This is a genomic window from Paenibacillus sp. J31P316 (assembly GCF_056269105.1).
Map to the genome: position 1 here is coordinate 960,343 of NZ_JBWDNI010000001.1, position 23,528 is coordinate 983,870.

Genomic DNA, 23,528 nt, shown 5'->3' on the forward strand with positions numbered 1-23,528 from the left:
AGGGATTCGGGGCTTTTTTCGTCTCCATGATTTCATACATTTCGTTCCGACCAGCTATCCGCTAATCGCGATTCCCACCTATATGATCCGACCACGAGCCCCCAAAAAAAAAGCATGTCCAAGAATCGGACACGCTTACAATCAATAAGCATCAGTTCAAAACCAATCCCGTCTTTGCAGCTACGAATTCAATCAATGCGGACTTGCAGCGTCCGGAAAAATAGCACCGCTTCGATTTGTCATTCACTTCCGTATCGAAAAAGGCGATGTTATACGTCTTGTCCAGCTGACGAATGTTGTTGGCATTAATCAGGCAGCCGCGGTCCGCAATAAAGAAATTGTACCCGTTGGATTCAAGCGCTTGCGCAAAATACTTGATCGTACCCGGAGCATAAAAGATTGCATCTTTCGTGTGAATCACAACATAAGGTTGCTCCGATTGTAAATAGAAGACATCTGCAACACGGATGTTAACGAGTCCGGAAGCTCCTTCAATATCTCTAGTTACTGCTAATTGAAGCATAACCCTTCACCATCTCTTTTCCGACATATCTGTACACGGCGAACGGAAACCTGCGGACTACTTGAGCAATTCGGCAGGCGTTTCTTCTTGGTGCACGTACAGCCAGCTGGCAGTCGTAACAACTACCGTTGCCAGTCCGCAGAGAACTGTAGCGATCAAACTGAATGCTTTTTTATTCACGATTATTCACACCTCCTCTCATGAGGAGTGTTGCTGCCTGGGCCAAAAACGCAGCTGCCAGCACGCTTGAACCGATCAGAAAATTGCTGGCTACGATGATGATTGAGAGTGTCTTCAGGAGCGGGAAGTAACGTGGAGGAATTCGCGTTTGTTTCTCGATCTGAGATGGCGAGAAAAACGCAACGATCGTAATGCCGACGATATTGACAGCAAGCAGCAGACCGTCCGACAGATCAGGAGTAAGGGCAAGCAAGGATAGCAGCGCTGTCGAGACCACAATGCAGGTAATGCCTGATTTTAGATGATAGCCGCCGGATACTTGCCTCAGCAAAGCAAAAGAAACAAGGACCGTTACGGTATCTTCGATGTGACCTGTCGCGATTCCTGCCAGGAGAGTGAGCAAGATGACTGACATCATATTAATGATGAAGGAGATCGAGTAAGCCATGACCGCTATGCTCCCGGGATGATCAGGAGCGCGCAGCTTGATTTGGGTGGCGAGAACGAGCGAGAGTCGTTTAATCATAAGCCGTGTGTTTTCTCCCTTCTAACGGAGTAGTAAAGAAAAATGAGCAAACCGGCAAGAGAACCTACAAGATTCCAAAATAAGTTTTGCTGGAAAATCAAGTAAATGAAGCCGACGATCAGAATGACGATGAGCAAGGTTACGATCATTCCCTCTCCCCATAAACGCAGCTTCTCCAAGTCAAACGTAAATCCGTATCCCTTCAAATAGAGGAACCTGCTGCCTCCGTAGCAAATGGCCCCCGTCACCAGCTGAACGAAGTACCCATAAACTTCCTTCTCTTGCATATGGGAAACGCCGCCGAAAACCGAGTAAACAATCATCGTCTGTATGGCCATGAAAAACGCAAAGCCTGTCAGCGTCATAAATATGGACCAGATCAAGGGGACCCGGACGATCGTCTTGAAAAACAGCATCGTTATGACCAGATTGACAATGGGCGCTACCGCAAACGCATCCTCGACGTTGAAATGCCTTGTGAGGTAATTCTGGTAATTGATCAATTCGATAATCAAGATGGAGTGCCAAAAATAGCGTTCGAAATTGATGCGGAAACAATAGAGCGCGAGCGTGTAAAGCGATATACCCTCTAGTGTGGAGAAAAACATAAAAAAGGCAAAGTCAGTCATCTGCTATCGGACCCTTCAATTTTATCTCGTATAAGAAATTCGTATGTTTTCATTCGGATCAAGCGATTAGCGAATACGCATCAGACTTTGTCAACGCACTACTTTAGTCCCATCCATAAATTGCATTTCTCAATTTACATCTTATTACACCTACTTGTTTGGTACAAGCGAATATTCGCCAAAAAACGCCTGATTTTACTCGCCAAAGCTTATTAAGCGAAATAGATATTTAGGCCTGCAGCCTGCTTCCATCGTTCAAGCCTGATTTTCATGTCGAGGCGATGACGAAGAAGATCGCGTTAGGATACGTGGCCGAATGTTTAAATAAAGGAAGACCGAAGCAAAATAGACAAATTCCACGCGAAAACGAAGGAAGAACAAGCGGTAATCGAATGCTCGGTTCCGTATGTCCGTCAAACACGACCGAGCAGTCAAACCACATTATTTTGAAGGAGTGATCTCTCATGACCGACAAGCAGCAGCAGAGCAACCGGCCGACCTCGTTCCCTCCTCAGCACCAGAATCGGCAGCCCGGTTTGGAGAGCGAGATGAATCCACGGCCTCAATTTCAATCCGACTCCTATAAAGCAGCCGGCAAGCTCGCAGGCAGGGTGGCCGTCGTCACCGGCGGCGACAGCGGGATCGGACGCGCCGTCTCGCTTCTCTTCGCCAAAGAAGGCGCGGACGTCGCCGTCTTATATTTGGACGAGCATGACGATGCCGGGGAGACGAAGAGTCTGATCGAAGGAATCGGCCGCAAATGTCTGGCTATCGCGGGCGATATCGGGGATCCCGCCTTTTGCAAAAACGCGGTGAAGGAGATTACCGCCAAACTCGGCGGACTGGACATCGTCGTCAACAACGCGGCAGAACAGCATCCGCAGGATAAACTGGAGCAGATTACGCCGGAGCAGCTGGAGCGGACGTTCAAGACGAATATATTCGGCATGTTCTACCTCACGCAGGCAGCGATGCCTCATCTGAAGGCCGGCTCGACTATCATTAATACAGCCTCGATCACGGCTTATCACGGCAGTCCAACGCTGCTTGATTACTCCTCGACGAAAGGCGCGATCGTCTCCTTTACCCGTTCGCTCGCCATGAACCTCGCCGAGCAAGGGATCAGAGTTAACGCCGTGGCCCCAGGACCGATCTGGACGCCGCTCATCCCGTCGACCTTCGACGCGGAGAAAGTAGCCAAATTCGGCGGCGATACGCCGATGAAGCGCGCGGGTCAACCGGAAGAACTGGCACCGGCCTATGTCTACCTGGCTTGCGGCGACTCCTCGTACGTCAGCGGCCAAGTCATCCATATTAACGGCGGCGAAATCGTCAACGGCTGACCGCCGTCCCAAATCGCAAAAGCCGGGAGCGACTCTTATGCAGCAATGCATGGTGGTCGCTTCCGGCTTTTTGGGTTGATGCCTATGAATTCGTTCGAGCTTGTATCAGATTCGCTTCAGCAGCCGCGCAATGGAGCGGTCCGCTTCGCGAAGCACGATGCCTTTGTCAACCGTTTTCACGCGGCCGCTCTCCACGACGAGCTTGCCGTCGACCCATACGTCCTGCACGTTCCCTCGCGACGCCGCATACACGACTCGCGAATAGGGATCGGCATCGTAGGAAGGAAAGGTGTGAAAGTCCTCCAGGTCGAGCAGCACCAGATCCGCCTTCTTCCCCGGCTCGATGCTGCCGATCAGATGGTCCAGCCCCAGCGTTCGCGCGCCGCCGATCGTCGCCATCCGAAGGACGGTCCGCGCGTTCATCGCTTCCGGACCGCAGCGGACCTTGTGAAGCAGCGCCGTCAAGCGCATCTCCTGAAACATATCCAGCGTATTGTTGCACGGCGCGCCGTCCGCTCCGATGCCGATATTGACGCCTTGCTCCAGCAGCTCGGGCACGGGTGCGATGCCGGACGCCAGCTTCAGGTTCGAGCCCGGACAGTGCGTCATCCGCGTGCCGGTCCGCCTGAGTATCTCCCGTTCTTCGTCGTCCAGCCATATGCAATGGGCCAGCACGAGCCTTGGCGAGGTAAGTCCGAGATGATCCAAGTATACGATATTGCGCATGCTGCGCTGCCTCATGACGAGTTCGATCTCTTCTAGATTCTCCGCCGCATGGGTGTGCACGAGCACTTGATGCTTCGCCGACAGATCCCTGACCTCTGTCAAAAGACGCTCGGAGCAGGATACGACGAAACGCGGACTATAGGCGTAGTGCAGGCGCCCGCCGTCATGGCCGTGCCACTTCTCGAGCAGCGCCGTGCTTTCCGCGAGGGAACGGTCCGTATCCTCTTGCAGTCCCGCGGGCACGTCTCCTCCGGCATCCATCATCACTTTCCCGGAAATCGCCCGAATTCCGCTTGCCGCCAACGCTTGAAAAGCGAAATCCGTATGGCTGACCGTCTCCATATCGAGAATCGTCGTCGTGCCGCTTCGCAGCAGCTCGCCGATGCCGAGCAGAGCCGAATAGTAGACGGACTCCTCATCATGCGCCGCCTCGAGCGGCCAGATCCGATTGCGCAGCCAGTCCATGAGCGCCATGTCGTCGGCTTGTCCGCGGAAGAGGGTTTGGCAAAGGTGGATATGGGTTTGGACGAAGCCGGGAAGCAGCAGCTTGCCCTTCGCTTCAACAACGGTCGTCGTCTCCGGGTCATACGAGGTGATCTGCCCGCCGACGGAAACGATGATATCCTCCTCAAACATGACATCACCGGTCAGTATCTCGTCCCTTTCGTTCATCGTGACGATCGTCACATTGCGCAGTAAAGTCGTTCCCATGGGACTTCCCTCGCTTCCATCGCATAATCGCAAGCACCTTTGTTAACTATGCTAACATTGTATCATGGATGAAAGCCGAATAGCGGAACGATTTGCGAAATCAAGACCAATCCATCAACCGCCGAATATCCGCCCGAACGCCGGGATACGAAAGGACCTGCTCCTTGAACGTTTCCCGCTCGCCCCAATCGGTCTTCATCGTCGGCGTATCGAACAGCTCGTCGGTGATATCCGTGAACGCCTGATGCATATTATTGTCGTACCAATCGATATCGCTTCTGGCGTCGTTGTTCACGACCGCGATCATATCGTAATCATTGTCCGCCGATTGGCCGAAATACGCGAGCAGATCTTGATTCTGCGCCTCGCTCGTATGCACCTCGACCTCCGCGCAATGCAGGCCGTCCCGGTCCGCCGCTCGTCTTACATGCGCTTCCGTCACGATCATTGCAGGCTCCCTTCGGGAAACAGTCCCATCGTTGCCACGTGGTGCTTCGTTTCATCCGTTCCAAGCTCGTAAAGCAGCCTGTAGATGTCCTCGAGCAGGCCATCGACGCCGGCATTGATCTGTTTGTCGCCTGCCGAGCTGAACGGGGTCAAGCCGTAAACGGCCGTTTGCGCCTCATCCATGGAAGACAGCTCTTCGAACAGCTCCTGCAGCCGGTTTAATTCTTCTTCATTCGCGGTTATGACAAGCTCGTAGGACGTCGCAGTCGGGTCTTCGAGAATCGAGCCCGCCTGGACAGACACATAGTACGTTTTGCGTTCAAATGCAGATGCCTCATCTTCATTGGCCATCATGGAAAACTCCCTCCTAAAAGGTTTGTGAGTGTAGCTTGCAGCTGGTCTATCTCCAAGGAAAAAATCTGCTTCTAAAGCATAATCCTAGGTCTAGCATCCCCCAGCGGACAGACATTTTATCCAATTTATCGGCATAACCATTCTAGTATCGCTGTTTTTAACCTTGCAGCCAGAAAGGAATGAATACCATGTGTGGATTCACGGGCTGGATCGACTGGACCGCCGACCTGACAAAACAATCCATTATCCTGGAGAAAATGACCGAGACGCTGGCTAACCGCGGCCCGGACGCCTCCGGTACCTGGATTTCGCCGCACTGCGCGCTCGGCCACCGCAGACTCTCGGTCATCGATCCCGCAAACGGAGCGCAGCCGATGGTTCGCACCGCCGACGACGATACGTATGTCCTCGTCTACAACGGGGAGCTCTATAACGCGCCGGAGCTGAAAAAAGAGCTGGAGGGCCGCGGACGCCGCTTTACGACGACCTGCGATACCGAGGTGCTGCTTGTCGCCTACATGGAGTGGGGACCGTCCTGCGTGGAGAAATTCAACGGCATCTTCGCCTTTGCCCTGTGGGATTCCCGCGAGGAGCAGCTGTTCATCGCCCGCGATCGTCTCGGCGTCAAGCCGTTCTTCTTCTCGCGGCAGCTGGGCCGCTTCATCTTCGGATCGGAACCGAAGGCGCTGCTGGCGCATCCGGCCGTCAAACCGGAGGTCGGACCCGAGGGTTTGGCGGAGATATTCATCGTAGGGCCGGCGAGAACGCCCGGCGTCGGCGTATATCGGGACTTAACGGAGCTGCTGCCCGGCCAATGCGCAATCGTGAATCGCGCCGGCGTCCGCGTGTCGCACTATTGGAAGCTGGAGAGCCGCCCGCATACGGAGACCGTCGATCAAACGGCCCGCACCGTCGGCGATCTGCTGAAGGATACGGTGGAGCGCCAGCTCGTCTCCGACGTTCCGCTCTGCACGCTCCTCTCGGGCGGACTCGACTCCAGCGCGCTTACGTCGCTGGCGGTCAATTATTATAAAGAAACCGGACAGGGAACCGTCCATACGTTCTCCGTCGATTACGTCGACAACGACAAGCATTTCAAATCGCATGCGTTTCAACCGAATGCGGACGCGCCATGGATCCAGCGGATGACCTCTCACCTGGGCACCATCCACCATGCGACGGTAATCGATACGCCGCAGCTCGTGACGGCGCTCCACGAGGCGATGACGGCGCGCGACATGCCCGGCATGGCCGATGTGGATTCGTCGCTCCTGCTGTTCTGCCGGGAAATCAAGAAAGAAGCGACCGTCGCGATTTCCGGCGAGGCGGCGGACGAAATCTTCGGGGGCTATCCGTGGTTTCATCGCGAAGAAGCGCTCAATGCCGGGACGTTCCCGTGGTCGCTGGCTGCCGGCATGCGGGCGGATCTGCTCTCTCAGGACGTCGCCGCTTGGATCCGGCCGCTGGAGTACATCGGGGATCGATACCTCGATGCCGTCGCGGAGGTCCCCCATCTGCACGGAGAAGACGAGAGCACGCGCAAAATGCGGCAGATGTCGTATCTGAACATTACTCGCTTCATGCCGACGCTACTCGACCGCAAGGATCGCATGAGCATGGCGGTCGGCCTCGAAGTTCGCGTGCCGTTCTGCGATCACCGCTTGGTCGAATACGTCTACAATATCCCTTGGGAGATCAAGACCGCCGGCGACCGCGAGAAAGGCATCCTGCGCAAGGGGCTTGAAGGCGTGCTGCCGCACGACGTGCTGTACCGCAAGAAAAGCCCGTATCCGAAAACGCATAACCCGAATTACCTGAACGCCGTGCGCACGCAGCTGCTTGAAATCATCAACGAGGGCACCTCGCCTCTCCTCCCCCTCATCAACGTGAAGAAGATCCGTCAGCTGGCGGAATCCGAGGAGGCGAGCTCCAATCTGCCTTGGTTCGGACAGCTGATGTCCGGTCCGCAGCTGTTCGCCTATCTGCTGCAAGTGGATATGTGGCTGCGCGACTATCATGTCAGCATCCGATAACCCGAAAATTCGATATTCCCGATAGTCCGATAATCCAGCAGCTGAACGAATAAGCAAAACCCCCGTCCGCAAAGGAAAACGGCAGGCGATGTTCGACTTAACGAACTCGCCGCGTCCCTTGTTGCGAACGGGGGTTTTCTATAGGTTACGCGCGCGCATGAACCGATCTCGCAAACGCGGTAATGGCCTGATGTATGGCCTGATTAGTGACCTGTTGGCCGGCTTGTCCTTTAATAGTTGAATCCGTGTTGGACAAGCCGCCGGCCTGTCACGCCTCCAGCTTCGTGAGCAGGCGGGCAAGTGCCTGGCCGCGGTGGCCGATCGCCTGTTTCTCTTCCTTCGACATCTCCGCCATGCCTCGCTGCGCGGCTTTCACCCAGAAGAGCGGATCGTAGCCGAAGCCGCCATCTCCTCTTGGTACGTCCATGATACAGCCGGCAACATCGCCTTCGCTTTCGGCAAACGTCCCTGCAGCCGGATCGTAAAGCGCCAGCGCGCAAACGAACCGCGCTTCGCTGAGCAGCTTCGTGCCGTCCGGCAAGCGATCGAGCGTCTCGCCGCCTTTCACCGCCAGTGCGAGCTCGCGCAGCAGCTTCTCGTTATTGCGTTCATCCGTCGCGCCTTCGCCGGAATACCGGGCAGAATAGACGCCCGGTTCGCCGCCGAGCGCCGCGACTTCCAGTCCGGAATCGTCGGCCAGCACCGGCATGCCAAGCGCCTCCGCCACTTCACGCGCCTTCTTGCGCGCGTTCTCCCCGAAAGTTGTCCCATCCTCGACCACGTCCGGTAGCGCGGGATAGTCGAACATGCTGACAACCTCGATGCCGAGCTTGCCGAAGGCATGCGCGAATTCTCTCACCTTGCCGGCATTCTTGGTGGCGACGACAACCGTCTCTCCTCGCTTCATACGACGGCCGTCCCGATTCGGCTGCCCTTCTCGCCGAGCGCATCCCGCTGCTTGGCAATCAGACTGGCAATGCCTTCTTCCGCGGACGCGAGCAAAGTATCCAGCTCTTCGCGCGAGAAAGGCGCCTCTTCGCCGGTGCCTTGTACCTCGACGAACTTGCGAGCGCCGGTCATGACCACGTTCATATCGACCTTCGCCTTGGAATCCTCTTCGTAATTGAGGTCCAGCAGCGTACGTTCTCCGATGACGCCGACGCTGACCGAAGCCAGGAAATCCGTAATCGGGTATTTCGCGAACGCATGATTCCGGTTCAGCTTGTCCACGGCAAGCGCCAGCGCAACGAACGCGCCCGTAATCGAGGTCGTCCGAGTTCCGCCGTCCGCTTGCAGCACGTCGCAGTCGAGCGTGATCGTACGCTCCCCGAGCGCCTGCAAATCCACGACCGAGCGCAGTGCCCGTCCGATGAGACGCTGGATTTCCATCGTGCGTCCCGTCAGCTTGCCCTTCGCCGATTCGCGGTGATTGCGAACCTGTGTAGCGCGCGGCAGCATGGCGTACTCGGCGTTGATCCAGCCTTTGCCTTGTCCTTTCATAAATGGAGGCACGCGCTCTTCGATCGACGCGGTGCAGAGCACCTTCGTATCGCCGAACTCGATGAGCACGGAGCCTTCCGCGTATTTGTTGGGTTGCAGCGTAATCGTAACAGCGCGAAGCTCGTCCGCCTGTCGTCCGTCCAATCTCATATCAATAGTCCTCCTGTCATGGGTCCAAACCATTTTACCAAAAGCAGCGGCGAAAAACATCTTCGTCCGTTCCGACCGCATAAAAAAGATCCGCCCCGGAGGCGGATTCTTCATTCGCCCGGGGCGGATCGGTGCTCGATTAAGATTTGAAGGCGTTCACGCGCAGCGGACGGCTTACCGGCTCGGTGTAGGATTGATTGTTCGAATCGACGAAATCCGATTTACCGTTCAGCTTAACCTGAACCTTGCTAAGGCCGGTGATTTCGGTCAGCGACAGCACGACGGCATCCAGCATTTCGGCCGGCTCCGGCTGACCGGCTTTATAGCCGTCATCCTGCAGCTCGACCGTCACGACGTCCTTCGACTTGGTGACGTTCTTCACGATCACGTCCGGCGTCATGACAGCGTTAAGCGGAAGATCGCCGATCGGGCCGCTGATCAGCTGCTCGATCGCCGTTTTGGCTCTGTTGCTGCTGCGGTTCACGAGTCTCGTAACCGGCACGTAATAAGGCACGTTATCCGGCGACACCGCGGAGAAATAAATCGTGACCGGAGCCGAGGTGCTGTAATCGACGCCGCTTGCCGCCTCCAGGTTGATGCCTACCGCGCGCGTCAGCGGTTCGTCGATCGGCATCGCATCCTTCGGCATCGACGTCAGCTCCTTGCCTTCCATCCAAATTTTCACGTTTTGGATATCCGGCTGGCTGGTCAGCGTCCAGATGACCGCTTCGACGATTTTGCGTTCATCCGCCGCGCTGTAATCGGCGAATTCCTTCGAGAAATCGACGACGGCTTGCTTCTGGTCGGGAATGAGCGTCAGCTGCTTGATGGTCGTGCCTTTCGGCAATACGGCCGAGAAGCCGTCCGGAATCTCATTCGAGTACGCGCTGCCGTCCACCATCATTTCAAGCGCTTTTTGGCCCGGCTTTTCATCCTGGCCGAGCGTCGTCAGGACGGAGATCGGAGCGAGCAGGCCGTTGCGGTCACGCAAATACAAGGTCATCTGAGACTGGTCGCCCTGCGCGGTGACTTGTCCCTGATCAAGATCCGTGCTGACGTTCTGCGTGCTGTTCGGCGGCGGATCGATCGATTCGCTGGCAGGCTGGGAGAACAATCCGCAGCCAGTCGTCAAGATGGGCAGAGCCAAAGCCCCGGCAAGCGCTGCCCGGCGAAACAGGCGATAATGTGTCATTCAACATTTCCTCCCCATTTTTGGATACATGGTCAATCCTGCTGTCATTCGCAAACCCGCGGCATGCTGCCCCTTTGGTACAAGTCCCGCTTTGTAGTACTATGTATACGAGCTGTCCAAATCAATTAGACCAGTTTTGTCCACTATTTTGAGACAAGGGGTGTTGGCATTGACCAAGTCCGAGACGTACCAGCTCAACAGCAGAACAATCGCGGGAGCGACCATGGAGTGGCTCGCGAAACGCGGCGTGACGATCGGGCAAATTGCCGAGCTCGTCATCTTCCTGCAGAAGGATTACTATCCCGACCTGACGCTTGAGGAATGCGGACAATATGTCGAAGCCGTGCTCAGCAAACGCGAGGTGCAAAACGCGGTCTTGACCGGCATCCAGCTCGACCTGCTCGCCGAAGAAGGCAAGCTGCTCTCGCCGCTGCAGGAAATGATCGAGAACGACGAAGGCTTATACGGCTGCGACGAGGTGCTGGCCTTATCCATCGTCAACGTCTACGGCAGTATCGGCTTCACGAACTTCGGTTACGTCGATAAGCTGAAGCCCGGGATCCTCAAGAAACTGAACGACAAGCACGACGCTGCCTGCCATACGTTCCTGGACGATATCGTCGGCGCCATCGCGGCAGCGGCCAGCAGCCGGATCGCACACCGCAAACAAGCCGAGCGCGAAGGCCATATCGGACCGCCGTTGGACTAAACTCGTGCTGCAAGATCGATACCCCGTGCGGTGGCGGTTCGGCGAGAATTCGCAAGGCATCTCAATCAAAAAAAGATCGCCCTCCGCTTGGCCGAAAGGCCTCGCAGAGGGCGATCTTTTTATTTATGAATAGATTATTTCACGACGGCGTCGTAAACGATTCTCGCCGATTCTTTGCCCTGCCGAATGCAGTCGGGGAGGCCGACGCCGTCGAACGCGGCGCCGGCGGCCCATACGCCCGGCATCTGGGAGCGCAGCTGCGCCCGCAGCTTAGCCGTTGCCTGCACATGCCCGACGGGATATTGCGGCATGGAGCGGTGAAGCCGGGTGATCTCCGTGAAGAGCGGTTCGGCCGTAATGCCCAGCACATTCCGGATATCGCGGCGCACCGCTTCCTTCAGATCCTCGTCCGGCAGATCCACGACTTCCTCGTCGTTCGCCCGCCCGACGTAGCAGCGCAGCAGCACTTTGTCGTCCGGGCTGGAATGGACCCATTTGGACGATGTCCAGGTGCATGCCGTAATCGTCGTCCCCTCGGAGCGCGGCACGACGAAGCCCGAACCGTCGAATTCCATGCCGAACGACGCTTTATCGAACGCCATGACGACGTTCGCGACGGATACGTAATTGACCGCCCGCAGCGCATCGACCGGAATATGCGGCTCCAGCAGATCGGCAGCGTCATAAGCCGGAGCGGTGATGATAATGCCATCCGCCTCCAGAATCTCGCCGTCGCTTAGCAGCACCTCGTATGCTGACGTCGCCAGCTCGTCCCCCGGTTCATTCTGCCTGAAAGCGACCGCCTTGAGGCCAAACCGGCTTTCCGCGCCTGCCAAAGCATCCGTCAACGCCTCCAGCATCGTCGTCAAGCCGTTCTTGAACGTCAAGAACATGCTGCGCTGCAAATGCTTCGGCAGCCGGTCCGGAGCTGCCGGTGCCGCGGCGCCCTTGCGCTTGTTCGCGCGCGTTCCGCGGATCAGACTGCCGTGCCTGCGTTCCGCATCGCGAAACTGCGGGAAGGTCGACTGCAGGCTCAGCTTGCTCAGATCGCCGGCATAAATGCCCGCGAGCAGCGGCTCGGCGATCCGCTCCATCACTTCCGGTCCGACGCGCCGCGTCAGAAATTCGCCGACGGACTCGTCCCCTTCCGCTTTGCTCGCAGGAAGGACGAAATCCATCAGCGCCCGCAGCTTGCCGCCCCATGAGATCAAGCCGGTCTTGGCAAAGGGCATGATCTCGGTCGGAACGCCCAGCACCAGACCCGGGGGCATAGGGTGCAGCTTGCCGCGATGAAGAATGTACGTTTTCTTCGCGGCAGGGTTCGTGCCCGTCAATTCATCCTGGATGCCGAGATCGTACGCCAGGTCGACGATCGGCGTCTTGCGCGCCAGGAAGGAATCCGGCCCCTTCTCGATCACGAAGCCCTGCTTGCGCAGCGTATTGATTTTGCCGCCGATCCGCTCCGAAGGGTCGACGACCGTAATATGCGCTTCCCGTCCCCGCAGCTCCGCTTCTTTCAACAAATAAAAAGCGGAGCTGAGTCCGCTGATTCCGCCGCCAATGACGACAAAACGATCCAGCTTTCCATTACTCCGCATGCAGGTCATCTCCTCTGTCGTCCATGTCTGTCACCATCAACTGAATCCCATTAAATAAACGCCGCTCGACCCGCCTGTTCGACAGTATCGGCGAGCGTCTCCATATAGAGCGGGTCCGTGCCCAGCATGTCGATCCGGACCAGCTGGATGCCGAGCTTCTTCGCTTCGGCCTGCGCTTCGATATCGATATCGTACAGCACTTCCAAATGCTCCGATACGAAGCCGATCGGCGCCGAAAGCACGCCGGCGTAACCGGCTTCCGCCGTTTCCTTCAACGTCTCCAAAATGTCCGGACCGAGCCATGGCTCGCGGGTACGCCCCGCGCTCTGCCACGTAAACTGCCAATCCGTCACGCCAGCGCCTTCCGCTACGACCGAAGACGTAGCCAGCAGCTGCTCCTCGTACGGATCGCCGATTTCGCGAATTCGCACGGGCAGGCTGTGTGCGCTGAACAGTACTTTCAACGGCTTCCCGGCTTCCGTCCCTTCGACGAGCTCCGCATAGGCGTCCTTCACCCGCTTCACCAACGCTTCAATCAGCTTGGGATGGAGATGATAGCTCTCGACGGTCTGGAACGCGATGCCGCGCACCTCGGCCCTCTCATGCGCCCGCGTCATGTAGCTGCCGACGCTCATGGACGAGTAATGCGGCGCCAGCACGATGCCGACCGCCTGCTTCACGCCGTCCGCCGCCATCGCGTCGACGCCGTCTTCGATATACGGGCGCGCATGCTTCAGGCCTTGGTATACCGCATATCGACCCGGCGCTATGGCATCAAGCGCCGTCTGCAGTCCCTCTGCCTGGCGGTTCGTATTCTCCCGAAGGGGAAATACGCCCCCGACGACCGCATCGTACCGCGAGGTCAGCTCGGCGAGCTGCTCCGGCGTCGGGGCGTGACCCCTGCGGATATGCGTATAGTATTCCTCGATGCCGTCCATGCTCTCGGGCGTCCCGTAAGACATGACGAGCACGCCGATTTTCGGATCAGCCATGGGCCACTTCCTCCCGTTTCCCGCCCAGCGCCGCAATGGCCTCCGCGGAATAATCATGCACGTAATCGGTCAGCTCGCGAAGCTTATCGAGCGAAGCTTCGGGAAACAGCCCGTGTCCAAGATTGAAAATATAGCCCGGCTCCTTGACGCCCTCGTCGATGATCGCTTTCGCATGCGCTTGGATAACGTCCATCGGCGCAGTCAGCACATAAGGATCGAGGTTGCCTTGAACGCCGAACTTGCCTCCCAGGCGGCGACGGCCTTCGGCGATGGATACACGCCAATCCAGCCCGATGACATCGGCCTTCACGCTGCCGAGCGTAGGCAGCAGCTCGCCGGACGCAACGCCCGGGAAGTAGATTTTCGGCTGCGGCAAATCCGAGAGCTCGCTGAAAATCCTCTCGATCGTCGGGAGCACGAACGTGCGGAAATCATGAGGCGCAAGCGCGCCGACCCAGCTGTCGAACAGTTGGAACGCCTTGCCGCCCGCTTCCACATGCGCGCGCAGGTACGCAATGACCATATCGCCGAGCTTGTCCATCAGCGAGAACCACAGCTTCGGCTCGGAATACATCATCGTCTTCGTCTTGATATAGGATTTGGAAGGTCTGCCTTCGATCAGGTAGCTGGCGATCGTGAACGGCGCGCCGGCAAACGTAATGAGCGGCACGTCCAGCTCGCGGTCCAGGATGCGGATCGTCTCGATGACATGCGAAAGATCGCCTTCCACGTCGATCGGCTTCAGGCGCGCGATATCGTCCGCCGTCCGGATCGGATTGTGAATGACGGGACCGACGTTCGCCACGATGTCGAAATCGATGCCGATGGAGGCAACGGGATTCATGATATCGGAATACAGAATCGCCGCGTCGACGCCCAGCTTCTTGACCGGCATCATCGTCACTTCCGCGGCCAGCTCCGGCTGACGGCAAATTTCGAGCAGCGAGAAATTCGCTTTTATTTTACGGTAGTCGGGATCGTACCGTCCCGCCTGCCGCATATACCAAACGGGTAAGCGATCGACGTGTTCTCCCCGGCAAGCCCGGATGAATAAGTCGTTGTAGCTCATTGAAGTTCCCCATTTCTATCGTTTTCCCTACGTTTCCATTATGCCCTTTTTGCAAAGTCGTAACAACCGCCCCTCCCCGAGGATCATTGACAAACATATGACAATGTCAGGTTCACGTCCTACTTGGCGCACTTTTGTCATCCGCCGGGGGACTGGTATACTGGGATGGACAGGTTCGACAACGACACAGGCTTTGAATAGGAGATTCAAATGGAACCGTGGAAAAAAAATCTTGCCGTTCTGTGGATCGGACAGTTTCTGGTCATGGGCGGAATGACGATGATCATGCCGTTCATGTCTCTCTACCTGCAAAGCCCCCGGATCGGCATGACGGATCCGCATGAGATTGCCACGTGGTCGGGCGTGATATTCGCCGGGAACTTCGTCACCGCCTTCTTGTTCCAACCGCTCTGGGGCAAGCTGTCGGACAAGTACGGTCGGAAAATGATGCTGCTTCGCTCGGGCTTCGGGATGGCGATCGTGATGGTGCTGATGGGCTTCGCCACGTCGCCGTGGCATCTGCTCGCCCTCCGGATGGTCAACGGGACGATCTCCGGCTTCAATCCCGCGGCCGTCTCGCTCGTCTCCGCTACGACGCCGAAGGAAAAGATGGGCTTCGCCATGGGCACGCTGCAGTCCGGAGGGATCGCGGGCACGATTCTGGGACCGTTCCTCGGCGGTCTGCTGGCGGATGCGGTGGGCTACCGCCCGATCTTCTACTTGACCGGAGCTTCGCTGTTCGCTGCTTCCATGCTGGCCTTTTTCGTCGTCAAGGAGCGGTTCAACCGCGCCGAAGCCGCCGCGAAGCCGAACGTGTCCGTCATCGCCGGCTTCCGTCAGCTGAGCGGCGTACCGCAGCTGACGGCGCTGTTCGCGGTGACGTTCCTGCTCCAATTCGCGATGATCGGTCCCAATCCGCTCATGCCGCTCTACGTGCAGAAACTGCACGGAACGGACGTCAACCTCGCTTTCTGGGCCGGCTTCGTCAGCTCCGCGGCCGGCATCACGAACATGATCGCCGCCCCGCTGCTCGGCAAGCTGAGCGACCGGATCGGCCAGGAACGCGTGCTCGGCATCTCGCTCGTCGGCGCCGCCTTGTTGTTCATCCCGCAGGCATTCGCCGGCTCGGTCTGGCAGCTGCTGCTGTTCCGCCTGCTGCAGGGCTGCTTCCTCGGCGGACTGATTCCGTCGGTCAACGCGCTCGTGCGCCGGTTTACGCCGGACGGCATGGAGGGGCGCGCGTTCAGCCTGAACACGAGCATGCTCTCGCTCGGCAACATGGTCGGCCCGATCGTCGGCGGCCTGGTGTCCGGCTGGACCGGCATCGGCGGCGTATTCCTCATCTCTTCGCTCTTGTTCTTCGTCAACGCGCTGTGGGTGCGGCAGACGCTCGTGTCGAAGCGAGGCATGGTCAACCGGGAATAGCTAGCCAGAAAAACAAGAAACCGGCAAGTCTCCTGTACCACAGGGATTTGCCGGTTCTTTGTTGTTGTTTCGTTATCGCTAAGCCGCTATTTGATCATTGCAATTGCCAGGCCGTCGTAAGCCGGCAGCAGCGTTCCCGTGAGCCGCTCATCGCCGACCATCGCCTCGTTGAACGAACGCATCGCCTGCACCGAAGGACCGTTCTTCTCGGGATCGATCGTTCTGCCGTGCAGCAGCGCGTTGTCGCCCGTAATGACAGCCCCCGGATTGCCGAGCTTGATCGCCCATTCCAAGTAGACCGGGTAGCTTTCCTTATCCGCATCGATGAAGAAGAAATCGAATTTGCGGCCTTCCTTCTCCAAGGCAGCCAGGCTTTCCTTGGCATCGCCGACCACATACTCCACGCGGTCGCCAAGACCGGCCGCTTCGAGATTGGACTTTGCGGTATCCGCGTAGTCCTGCATCAGCTCGAGCGACGTCAACCGGCCGCCTTCCTGCAGTCCCCGTGCCAGACAAATGCCGCTGTAACCGCCCAAAGCTCCGATTTCCAGCACATTGCGCGCTCCTTTCATTCGCACGAGCATCGTCAGCAGCTTGCCATAGCCGGACGCAATCGAGATCTGAGGCATGCCCTTCGCCTCGATCGACGCATGGACGCGTGCCAAATCCGCATCCTCGCCAAGCAGGCCGTCCACGTATTGTTCCGTCGCTTCCGTCGTCATTCGAACCACTCTCCTCGCCGCTTCTATGAGATAACGTTTGTAATGCAACCTTATGATGACTATACTTGATTGTATGATTTTCGCTGATGCAACACAAGCAGCGATTGGAAGACGGAGGAATCGAAAACAATGGATAACCTGCAGCTGATTGCAACGGCGCCCATGGGGCTGGAAGCGGTCGTCGCGCGCGAATTATTGGATCTTGGCTATACCGACCAGAAGGTGGAGAACGGCCGGGTCATTTTTAGAGGAGGACCCGCCGACATCTGCCGCGCCAACCTGTGGCTGCGCACGTCGGACCGCGTTCTGATCAAGATGGCGGAGTATCCGGCCACGACCTTCGAAGAGCTGTTCGAAGGCGCGAAAGCGATCAACTGGCCGGACTGGATTCCAGAGAACGGCGAATTCCCTGTCGAGGGACGTTCCCACAAATCGCAGCTCAGCAGCGTTCCCGCCTGCCAGAGCATCGTGAAGAAAGCCGTCGTCGAGAAAATGAAAACGGCCTACGGGACGGAATGGTTCGACGAGGACGGCGCAAGGTTCGTCATCGAGGTGTGGCTGCTCAACGACATCGCCATGATTACGCTCGATACGACCGGTCCCGGTCTGCACAAACGCGGCTACCGCAAGCTCGTCACGGAAGCGCCGCTCAAGGAAACGATGGCGGCAGCTATGGTACTGCTGAGCCGGTGGCGCCCGGAACGGCCGCTCTATGACCCGTTCTGCGGTTCCGGCACCATACCGATCGAGGCCGCCATGATCGGCTGGAATATCGCGCCCGGACTGCGGCGCACCTTCAATAGCGAAGGCTGGCCGCTCGTACCGGACAGCTTGTGGGAGCAGGCCCGCGAGGAAGCGTTCGATTCCGTCAAGGACGATATCCCGCTTCAAATCGCGGGCTCCGACATCGATCCGAGCGCGCTGGAGGTTGCGGCGGCAGCCGTGAAGAAAGCCGGCTTCTCGAAGGAGATCAAGCTGACGCAAATGCCGGTATCCCGGATCAAGCCCGAAGGGGATTACGGCTGCATCGTCACGAATCCGCCGTACGGCTCGCGGCTCGGCGACGAGACGGACGCGGAGAAGGCCGTTCGCCAGCTGGGCCTGAGCATGCTTTACTTGCCCCATTGGTCCATGTTCGCGCTGACGCAGTCGCGGACGTTCGAGGAGACGATCGGACGCAAAGCGGACAAGCGCCGCAAACTGTTCAACGGCCGGCTCGAGTGTACGTTCTATCAATTCTTCGGGCCTCTGCCTCCGCGCAATCAGAGCTGATGAGCCTACCGGAGCTTTCCCGCAAACGGCGCCGACTTCGGGCGCCGTTTCGCGTTGCCGCCCTGCTGCCGCGGCTTGATCTCTTCTTGTTCTTCGCACTGCTGCTGTTCAAGCTTGCTCTCTTCGACCGGTTCATTCATGTTCCCTATATGGACATGAATCGGGACGACCGCCTGGTCGCCGTCGGAACGCTCGCCCTGCTGTCCTTCTGGACGCTATGGCTGCCAAGACGAGGCCGGCTGCTCGCGCTGATTGTCCTGGATCTCGCGCTGACGGCGCTCTTGTATAGTGACCTGCTCTATTTTCGCTACTTTCAGGATTTGATCACGATTCCCGTTCTGTTCCAAGCCGGCCAGGTCGGCGAGCTCGGCAACAGCATCCATGCGCTGCTGTCATGGCGGGATCTATGGCTGTTCGCGGATTGGCTGCTGCTTCTCCCGCTAGGCGTGCTCGCCGTTGTCATCAAACGTACACGCAACGATCCTTGGCGAACCGTGCCGGCAGCCGTTTCATCGAAGCGAGCGTTCCCCGCGCGTCTTGCCATAAGCGCTGCCGTACTCATGGTCGGCTTCGCGCTCGTGTTCGTGCCGGTCCATAAAGCCCAGCGGACATGGGCGCATGGCGTATTCAGCGGCAACTGGTGGAACTTATCCCTTTATAACGTCACCGGCGTTCTCGGATTCCATGGGTACGACATCTACCGCTACGTCGATGAACACTGGCTGCACGGCAACGCGGCGACGGCGGAGCAGATCGGAGAGGCGAAGCAATGGTTCGCTTCGCGCGGGCAAGTCCGCGCCGGCATCGACGGGACGGATCCGCTGTTCGGCCAGTACAAAGGGGCCAATGTCATCATGCTGCAGCTGGAAGCTTTCCAAAGCTTCGTCATCGGACAACGTATCGGCGGCCAGGAAGTCACGCCGAATATGAACAAGCTGCTGTCGACGTCCATGTATTTCGATCATTTCTATCACCAGACAGCGCAGGGACGAACATCCGACGCCGATCTGGCCGCCAACGCTTCGCTGCAGCCGATGCCTTCGGGATCCGTATTCACCCGATTCGCGGATCACAGTTACGATAGCATGGCGCTGACGCTGAAGAACTACGGATATACGGCAAACGCGTTCCACGCTTACGACGGCGGCTTCTGGAATCGCAACATGATGTACGAGACGCTCGGTTATGATCAGTTCTTCAGCAAGAAGGCATTCGTCATCGACGAGCCGCTCGGCTGGTCGCTCGGGGACAAGTCGTTCTTCAAGCAATCCGTGTCGATCATGAAGAAGCAGCAAGAGCCGTTCTACTCGTTCATGATTTCGCTTTCCAGCCACCATCCGTACGCGCTGCCGGCCAAGGTACAGACGCTCGACGTCGGGGCATTTAAAGGCACGATGTTCGGCGATTACTTGGAGGCGGTCCATTACGTCGATGCCGCAATCGGCGCACTGGTCGACGAGTTGAAGGCCGCCGGCTTGTGGAACCGATCGATCTTCCTGTTCTATGGCGACCACGACAACTCCATTCCGGACTGGCAGCCGTTCGAGGAGTTCCTTGGACGCAAGCTGAACGAAGCCGATCGATTCCGCATTCTGAAAGGCGTTCCGCTGCTTGTCCACCTGCCGGACGATGCGCTTGCCGGCACGTACGGCCAAGTCGGCGGCCAGCTTGACGTGACGCCGACCGTCCTTCATTTGCTCGGCATCCCAAGCAGCGGCTTGACGATGATCGGCACGCCGCTCGTTACGAAGCAGCCGCTTGCGGGCAAACAAGTCGTCTTCCGAAACGGCGCGTTCATCGACGACCGCGTCATCTATATGCCGGCCGAAGACGGACTCGAGGAACATAGCAAATGCTATTCGTCCACGAACGGCAGCCTTCTTTCGGATTCTAGTGCCTGTGCTGCCGGTGCGGCTGAAGCGCGCAAAGAATTGGACGCATCCGATCTTGTCGTCGAACATGATCTGGTGCCGGCGATGCATGAAGGCGTGGAATCCGGCAACCAATGACAACATAGCAATTGGCATCAAAGACGGTAAGAGCGACGGCAAGCTGACCAAGAGCGAATTAACCCAAACCTCGCTTGAATAAGCTTCAACCTAACGTGAATAAACCAAAAAGACCCTCTCCCGGGATGCCGGTTCGAGGGTCTTTCGTTTATTTCTTAATATATTTGCTTGCCTTCTCAATCGCTTCATCTTCTGTCGGTGCCGTGATGTAACGGCCGTTAATGAAAATGAACGCAAATCGCGAGCAAGGGCCGCAGTACGATTTGCACGCGACTTGAATCTCCGCGTCTGGCACAAGCTTCTGCAGCTTCGGCAGCATCGTCTTCGTGCGGATATGTTTGCATTTGTCGCAAATGCGGATATCGTTCGCCATGTTTCTCTCCCCAAACCGAATTCAATTAGTGGTCGCCGTGGTTGCCTTTGGTTGGGTTCGAAATCGAAAAGCCTTCCTGCGGCACGTAGAAATAGTCGATGCGCACGCCGTCCAGCAGCTCCACGCCTTGTTCCAGCACGACCTTGATGTCCTTGTCCGTCTCGATGATCTCGTCATTCGCGGCGGCATCGTCCATCTTCATGCCATAGTGGGCGTGATCGCCGTGGGAATGCGTGACGAACACCCGCAGGAACTTGCCGTCGTTTTCCGGTTTATCGATCTCTTCGCGAAGGACCTTCGCGGCATTGCGCGTGATTTTGATGTTCATGGCTTCTTCGTCTCCTTTATAGTGATGGAGTCCGTACTGTCTTCCGGAGCTCCGTCATGTTTACCGCTTAATTTAGCCTACTTTATTTACCCTATTGTATAGAAACCTTGGCCAATGTTCAACCGTTACTTAATGACGCGTCCGTATTTTCGTTCCATATACCGTGTGTATCCTTCCGCGGCAAGCATCGTTACGGCGATATCGTCGATCGGCACGAACGGCAGTACGTCCGGGAGCACCCAATACAGCAGCACGGGAACGACGTACAGGAGCTTGTCCAGCAGCCGAACTTCCTTTGCGGCAAGCAAACGGAAGATTCGGACGAACACGGCCCGCCAATGGCGGAGCGACAGCAGCTTGCGCATCTTCACCGCCTCCTTCTTCTTGCGCTTATTATAGCACAATCGAACGGGCGGCCTCCAAGACGGCGGCAAGCAGCAGCCGAACCTCGTCGTTCAAGTCCGCGAACGACTCGACCGGAAGCGGATTGACGCCGAAGCCGACCTCAACGGTAAAGCCAGGCTTGCGATACTGGAAAATAAACCAGTCCTTGTACCCTGCGTCGCTGCCGGACAGCTTCACGGGCTTATAGCCGCTTGCCTTCCCGAGCTTGCGGGCGATTCGCTCCGCCTCGGGCGGCTCGTAGCCGCGATAATTCCAATATATCTCCTGTCCTTGGCTGTGCAGCGCAACGACAAGATCGAATTGCTGCGCTTCCGTAAATTCGGCAAGCGCCTTCGCCTCGGGCTCCGACAGCGGACTCGGCCCCGGGTAATCGCGCGGGCCAGGACCTTCCGCGTCTCGGCGGGCGGTCTCTTCTTCCCAGAAGGCGGGAAACTGATCGTTCAGATCGACGCCGCGAATATTCGCCTTCCACTTGTTGAACCGGCGCGAGCCCCGATTCCATATGAGCAGCTCCGTCGCATGCGGATGATCCGGCCGCAGTCCCTCCTGCGCCAGCTCCGCCCCGTCGGGGTTGACTAGGGGAACGACCCACAACGTCACCCGCTGCAGTAGCGCCAGCATATCAATGCCGCACAGCCTCTCTCCGAACGAGGCCGCCTTGGCCGCGTCTTCGAGGAACGCCATCAGAAGCGGCGTCGTGATCCACTCGTTCGCATGCATGCCAGCATTCATATGCACCTTGACAGGACCTTCTCCGAGCCGGACGGCGATGAGCGGCTTGCCCATGACGCTCGCTCCGATCGTCTCCGCTTGAAGCAGCGGATAGGCCTTGAGCAGCGCATCCACGTCCGCTGTCAGCTCGCGCTGGCCGTATTCGGCGCGTCCGTCCACGATCCGCCCGATGCCGGCGCATGGCAGCGTAAGCAGCGTCCCGGCCTGAAGCCGCTTCAGGTCCTGGTGCGCGTTGGCGTTCAGAATGGCATGAAGCGGCAGACTGAACTTCCCGGCAATGCCAAGCAGCGTATCGCCGGGCTGAACGCGGTAAATGGAAGCCGTCTGCACGGGAATCGACAACAGGAGCCCCGGGTAAGGCTGCTCAACTTGGGACAGCCCGGGATTCGCCGCAAGCAGCGATTCTTTATTCACATTGAACGTGCGGGCGATGCGCAGCAGCGTATCGCCGGACTGCACGACATAAGGCAGCATCGGATCACCTCTGTCAGGTTCTTGTCATCTCACATGCTTCATGCTATGCCGCCGCGCAGGAGCGCATGCCTAAACAAAAAACGCCGTCGCGCAGGCGCGACGGCGGCCAAGCTTCCTCGTATTAGACGATCTTGGGCACCTGCCACACGACAGGCGTCAATTCGATCTGCTCGCCAAGCCACTGCTGCGCGATCATGCGGAACATCCGGGAATCTCCGCTGCAGAAAAACTGATGCACCGGCAGCTCGCCTTCGCGGGTCAGCCTGTTGCGGTCATGCAGAATCGTACTGATTTCTCTGGCCGTCTCGTCCGCCGAGCTGATCAGCATAACTTCTTGACCCATCACGGACGCAATCGTTTCCGATAGGAACGGATAATGCGTGCATCCGAGAATCAACGTGTCGATATGCCGCTCCTTCAGCGGCTCGAGCGAAGCTTCCACGACTTCCTGCGTTTCCGGCGAGCGGAAATTGCCCTGCTCGACAAGCGGAACGAAGCGCGGACAAGCCAGGCTTATGACATGAATCGCCGGGGACAATTGCTTCAGCGCATGTTCGTAGGCGCCGCTGCGAATGGTTCCCTCCGTGCCGATGACGCCGACGATGCCGGTTAGCGTGCGTCCGTTAGCTGCACGGGCGCCCGGGTGGATCACGCCGACGACGGGAACGGCCACCCGCGAACGAATATCTTCCAGGGCGACGGCTGTCGCCGTGTTGCATGCGATGACGATCATTTTCGGGCGGAACTGAATCAAATACTCTACGATTTGCCTCGTAAACCGAGTCACTTCTTCAGCTGGACGCGGGCCGTATGGCGTGCGGGCCGTATCGCCGAAATACATGATTTTCTCTCGGGGAAGCTGACGCATAATCTCTTTGACGACGGTTAGACCGCCTACGCCAGAATCCAAAATTGCGATCGGTTGTTGCACAGACACACCGCTTTCTTGAGCGTTTTGACAAGACTCCAATAGAATATGAATCCGCCAGCGAAAAGGTACCTACATCTTAGCGCATATCCGGACAGGGTTCAACAAACGTGGACGGCGCAAAACGGCATGCTTCGCCAAAACATTCATCTATTCTCGCCGCTTGTCCGATATAGGC

The 23,528-nt window shown here is 57.6% G+C and carries 25 protein-coding genes; 6 read left to right on the plus strand and 19 right to left on the minus strand.

The annotated features are described in order from the left end of the window. Positions 1 to 151: 151 nt before the first annotated feature. Genes AC0YNU_RS04160 through AC0YNU_RS04175 form a run of 4 tightly spaced genes read right to left on the minus strand, consistent with a single transcriptional unit; the run spans position 152 to position 1,858 of the window. Positions 152 to 523 (minus strand): LytTR family DNA-binding domain-containing protein, encoded by a 372-nt coding sequence (locus AC0YNU_RS04160; RefSeq protein WP_475753404.1) that lies wholly within the window; start codon positions 521 to 523, stop codon positions 152 to 154. A 57-nt stretch (positions 524 to 580) separates the two neighbouring features. After that, on the minus strand, positions 581 to 703 hold the full coding sequence (locus AC0YNU_RS04165) for a cyclic lactone autoinducer peptide (RefSeq protein ID WP_475753406.1): 123 nt from the start codon (positions 701 to 703) through the stop codon (positions 581 to 583). Beyond that, a complete protein-coding gene (locus AC0YNU_RS04170) occupies positions 696 to 1,229 on the minus strand; it encodes an accessory gene regulator ArgB-like protein (protein WP_475753408.1) in 534 nt (177 codons plus the stop codon). Before AC0YNU_RS04170 ends, AC0YNU_RS04165 begins: the two co-directional genes overlap by 8 nt. Then, positions 1,226 to 1,858: a hypothetical protein gene (locus AC0YNU_RS04175; protein WP_475753410.1), complete on the minus strand. Its 633-nt coding sequence runs from the start codon at positions 1,856 to 1,858 to the stop codon at positions 1,226 to 1,228. The genes AC0YNU_RS04170 and AC0YNU_RS04175 overlap by 4 nt, the downstream gene beginning before the upstream one ends. Before the next feature lie 464 nt (positions 1,859 to 2,322). Between AC0YNU_RS04175 and AC0YNU_RS04180 the strand changes: the two genes are divergently transcribed. Then, on the plus strand, positions 2,323 to 3,201 hold the full coding sequence (locus tag AC0YNU_RS04180) for an SDR family oxidoreductase (protein WP_475753412.1): 879 nt from the start codon (positions 2,323 to 2,325) through the stop codon (positions 3,199 to 3,201). Positions 3,202 to 3,306: 105 nt separating this feature from the next. On the opposite strand, the gene AC0YNU_RS04185 is transcribed toward AC0YNU_RS04180, so the two are convergent. From AC0YNU_RS04185 to AC0YNU_RS04195, 3 genes are all read right to left on the minus strand, one after another. After that, complete coding sequence (locus tag AC0YNU_RS04185; RefSeq protein WP_475753414.1) at positions 3,307 to 4,638, minus strand: 5'-deoxyadenosine deaminase; 1,332 nt, start codon at positions 4,636 to 4,638, stop codon at positions 3,307 to 3,309. Between the two features lie 100 nt (positions 4,639 to 4,738). Next, on the minus strand, positions 4,739 to 5,086 hold the full coding sequence (locus AC0YNU_RS04190) for a hypothetical protein (protein ID WP_475753416.1): 348 nt from the start codon (positions 5,084 to 5,086) through the stop codon (positions 4,739 to 4,741). After that, positions 5,083 to 5,439: a hypothetical protein gene (locus tag AC0YNU_RS04195; protein ID WP_475753418.1), complete on the minus strand. Its 357-nt coding sequence runs from the start codon at positions 5,437 to 5,439 to the stop codon at positions 5,083 to 5,085. Before AC0YNU_RS04195 ends, AC0YNU_RS04190 begins: the two co-directional genes overlap by 4 nt. A 188-nt stretch (positions 5,440 to 5,627) precedes the next feature. On the opposite strand from AC0YNU_RS04195, the gene asnB reads away from it, so the two are divergent. Then, positions 5,628 to 7,472, plus strand: a complete 1,845-nt coding sequence (asnB, locus tag AC0YNU_RS04200; RefSeq protein ID WP_475753420.1) for an asparagine synthase (glutamine-hydrolyzing) — start codon at positions 5,628 to 5,630, stop codon at positions 7,470 to 7,472. A gap of 268 nt (positions 7,473 to 7,740) precedes the next feature. On the opposite strand, the gene rdgB is transcribed toward asnB, so the two are convergent. The 3 genes from rdgB to AC0YNU_RS04215 all read right to left on the minus strand — a co-directional run bounded on the left by rdgB (position 7,741) and on the right by AC0YNU_RS04215 (position 10,314). Beyond that, complete coding sequence (rdgB, locus tag AC0YNU_RS04205; protein ID WP_475753422.1) at positions 7,741 to 8,379, minus strand: RdgB/HAM1 family non-canonical purine NTP pyrophosphatase; 639 nt, start codon at positions 8,377 to 8,379, stop codon at positions 7,741 to 7,743. Then, the gene (gene rph / locus AC0YNU_RS04210; protein WP_475753424.1) at positions 8,376 to 9,122 is read right to left on the minus strand and encodes a ribonuclease PH; all 747 of its coding nucleotides are present in this window, start codon (positions 9,120 to 9,122) and stop codon (positions 8,376 to 8,378) included. Before rph ends, rdgB begins: the two co-directional genes overlap by 4 nt. A gap of 139 nt (positions 9,123 to 9,261) precedes the next feature. Next, complete coding sequence (locus AC0YNU_RS04215) at positions 9,262 to 10,314, minus strand: GerMN domain-containing protein (protein ID WP_475753426.1); 1,053 nt, start codon at positions 10,312 to 10,314, stop codon at positions 9,262 to 9,264. A gap of 223 nt (positions 10,315 to 10,537) precedes the next feature. Here AC0YNU_RS04215 and AC0YNU_RS04220 point away from each other — a divergent pair, with 223 nt between their 5' ends. After that, entirely contained in the window at positions 10,538 to 11,023 is a 486-nt protein-coding gene (locus AC0YNU_RS04220; RefSeq protein WP_475753959.1) for a phosphatidylglycerophosphatase A family protein, read from the plus strand. A gap of 134 nt (positions 11,024 to 11,157) precedes the next feature. On the opposite strand, the gene hemG is transcribed toward AC0YNU_RS04220, so the two are convergent. Genes hemG through hemE form a run of 3 tightly spaced genes read right to left on the minus strand, consistent with a single transcriptional unit; the run spans position 11,158 to position 14,682 of the window. Further along, on the minus strand, positions 11,158 to 12,621 hold the full coding sequence (gene hemG / locus AC0YNU_RS04225; protein ID WP_475753429.1) for a protoporphyrinogen oxidase: 1,464 nt from the start codon (positions 12,619 to 12,621) through the stop codon (positions 11,158 to 11,160). A 50-nt stretch (positions 12,622 to 12,671) separates the two neighbouring features. Continuing rightward, entirely contained in the window at positions 12,672 to 13,613 is a 942-nt protein-coding gene (gene hemH, locus AC0YNU_RS04230) for a ferrochelatase (RefSeq protein WP_475753431.1), read from the minus strand. Next, a complete protein-coding gene (hemE, locus tag AC0YNU_RS04235; protein WP_475753434.1) occupies positions 13,606 to 14,682 on the minus strand; it encodes a uroporphyrinogen decarboxylase in 1,077 nt (358 codons plus the stop codon). Before hemE ends, hemH begins: the two co-directional genes overlap by 8 nt. A 210-nt stretch (positions 14,683 to 14,892) precedes the next feature. On the opposite strand from hemE, the gene AC0YNU_RS04240 reads away from it, so the two are divergent. Beyond that, on the plus strand, positions 14,893 to 16,107 hold the full coding sequence (locus tag AC0YNU_RS04240) for an MFS transporter (protein ID WP_475753436.1): 1,215 nt from the start codon (positions 14,893 to 14,895) through the stop codon (positions 16,105 to 16,107). Between the two features lie 86 nt (positions 16,108 to 16,193). Here AC0YNU_RS04240 and AC0YNU_RS04245 read toward each other — a convergent pair whose 3' ends face one another. Further along, entirely contained in the window at positions 16,194 to 16,829 is a 636-nt protein-coding gene (locus tag AC0YNU_RS04245) for an O-methyltransferase (protein WP_475753438.1), read from the minus strand. Positions 16,830 to 16,958: 129 nt separating this feature from the next. Here AC0YNU_RS04245 and AC0YNU_RS04250 point away from each other — a divergent pair, with 129 nt between their 5' ends. Continuing rightward, on the plus strand, positions 16,959 to 18,101 hold the full coding sequence (locus tag AC0YNU_RS04250; RefSeq protein ID WP_475753441.1) for a THUMP domain-containing class I SAM-dependent RNA methyltransferase: 1,143 nt from the start codon (positions 16,959 to 16,961) through the stop codon (positions 18,099 to 18,101). Further along, positions 18,101 to 20,110 carry an LTA synthase family protein gene (locus tag AC0YNU_RS04255; protein WP_475753443.1) on the plus strand — a complete coding sequence of 670 codons (2,010 nt, stop codon included), beginning with the start codon at positions 18,101 to 18,103 and terminating at the stop codon, positions 20,108 to 20,110. Before AC0YNU_RS04250 ends, AC0YNU_RS04255 begins: the two co-directional genes overlap by 1 nt. A 148-nt stretch (positions 20,111 to 20,258) precedes the next feature. Here the strand turns inward: AC0YNU_RS04255 and AC0YNU_RS04260 are convergent, their stop codons facing one another. From AC0YNU_RS04260 to racE, 5 genes are all read right to left on the minus strand, one after another. Then, positions 20,259 to 20,483, minus strand: a complete 225-nt coding sequence (locus AC0YNU_RS04260) for a YuzB family protein (RefSeq protein ID WP_161693963.1) — start codon at positions 20,481 to 20,483, stop codon at positions 20,259 to 20,261. Positions 20,484 to 20,508: 25 nt separating this feature from the next. Further along, on the minus strand, positions 20,509 to 20,811 hold the full coding sequence (locus AC0YNU_RS04265) for an iron-sulfur cluster assembly accessory protein (protein WP_161693961.1): 303 nt from the start codon (positions 20,809 to 20,811) through the stop codon (positions 20,509 to 20,511). A gap of 125 nt (positions 20,812 to 20,936) precedes the next feature. After that, positions 20,937 to 21,182, minus strand: a complete 246-nt coding sequence (locus tag AC0YNU_RS04270; RefSeq protein ID WP_475753961.1) for a hypothetical protein — start codon at positions 21,180 to 21,182, stop codon at positions 20,937 to 20,939. A 22-nt stretch (positions 21,183 to 21,204) separates the two neighbouring features. Further along, positions 21,205 to 22,422 (minus strand): M14 family zinc carboxypeptidase, encoded by a 1,218-nt coding sequence (locus AC0YNU_RS04275; protein WP_475753446.1) that lies wholly within the window; start codon positions 22,420 to 22,422, stop codon positions 21,205 to 21,207. Positions 22,423 to 22,543: 121 nt separating this feature from the next. Then, the gene (gene racE, locus AC0YNU_RS04280; protein ID WP_475753448.1) at positions 22,544 to 23,353 is read right to left on the minus strand and encodes a glutamate racemase; all 810 of its coding nucleotides are present in this window, start codon (positions 23,351 to 23,353) and stop codon (positions 22,544 to 22,546) included. Between the last annotated feature and the right edge of the window lie 175 nt (positions 23,354 to 23,528).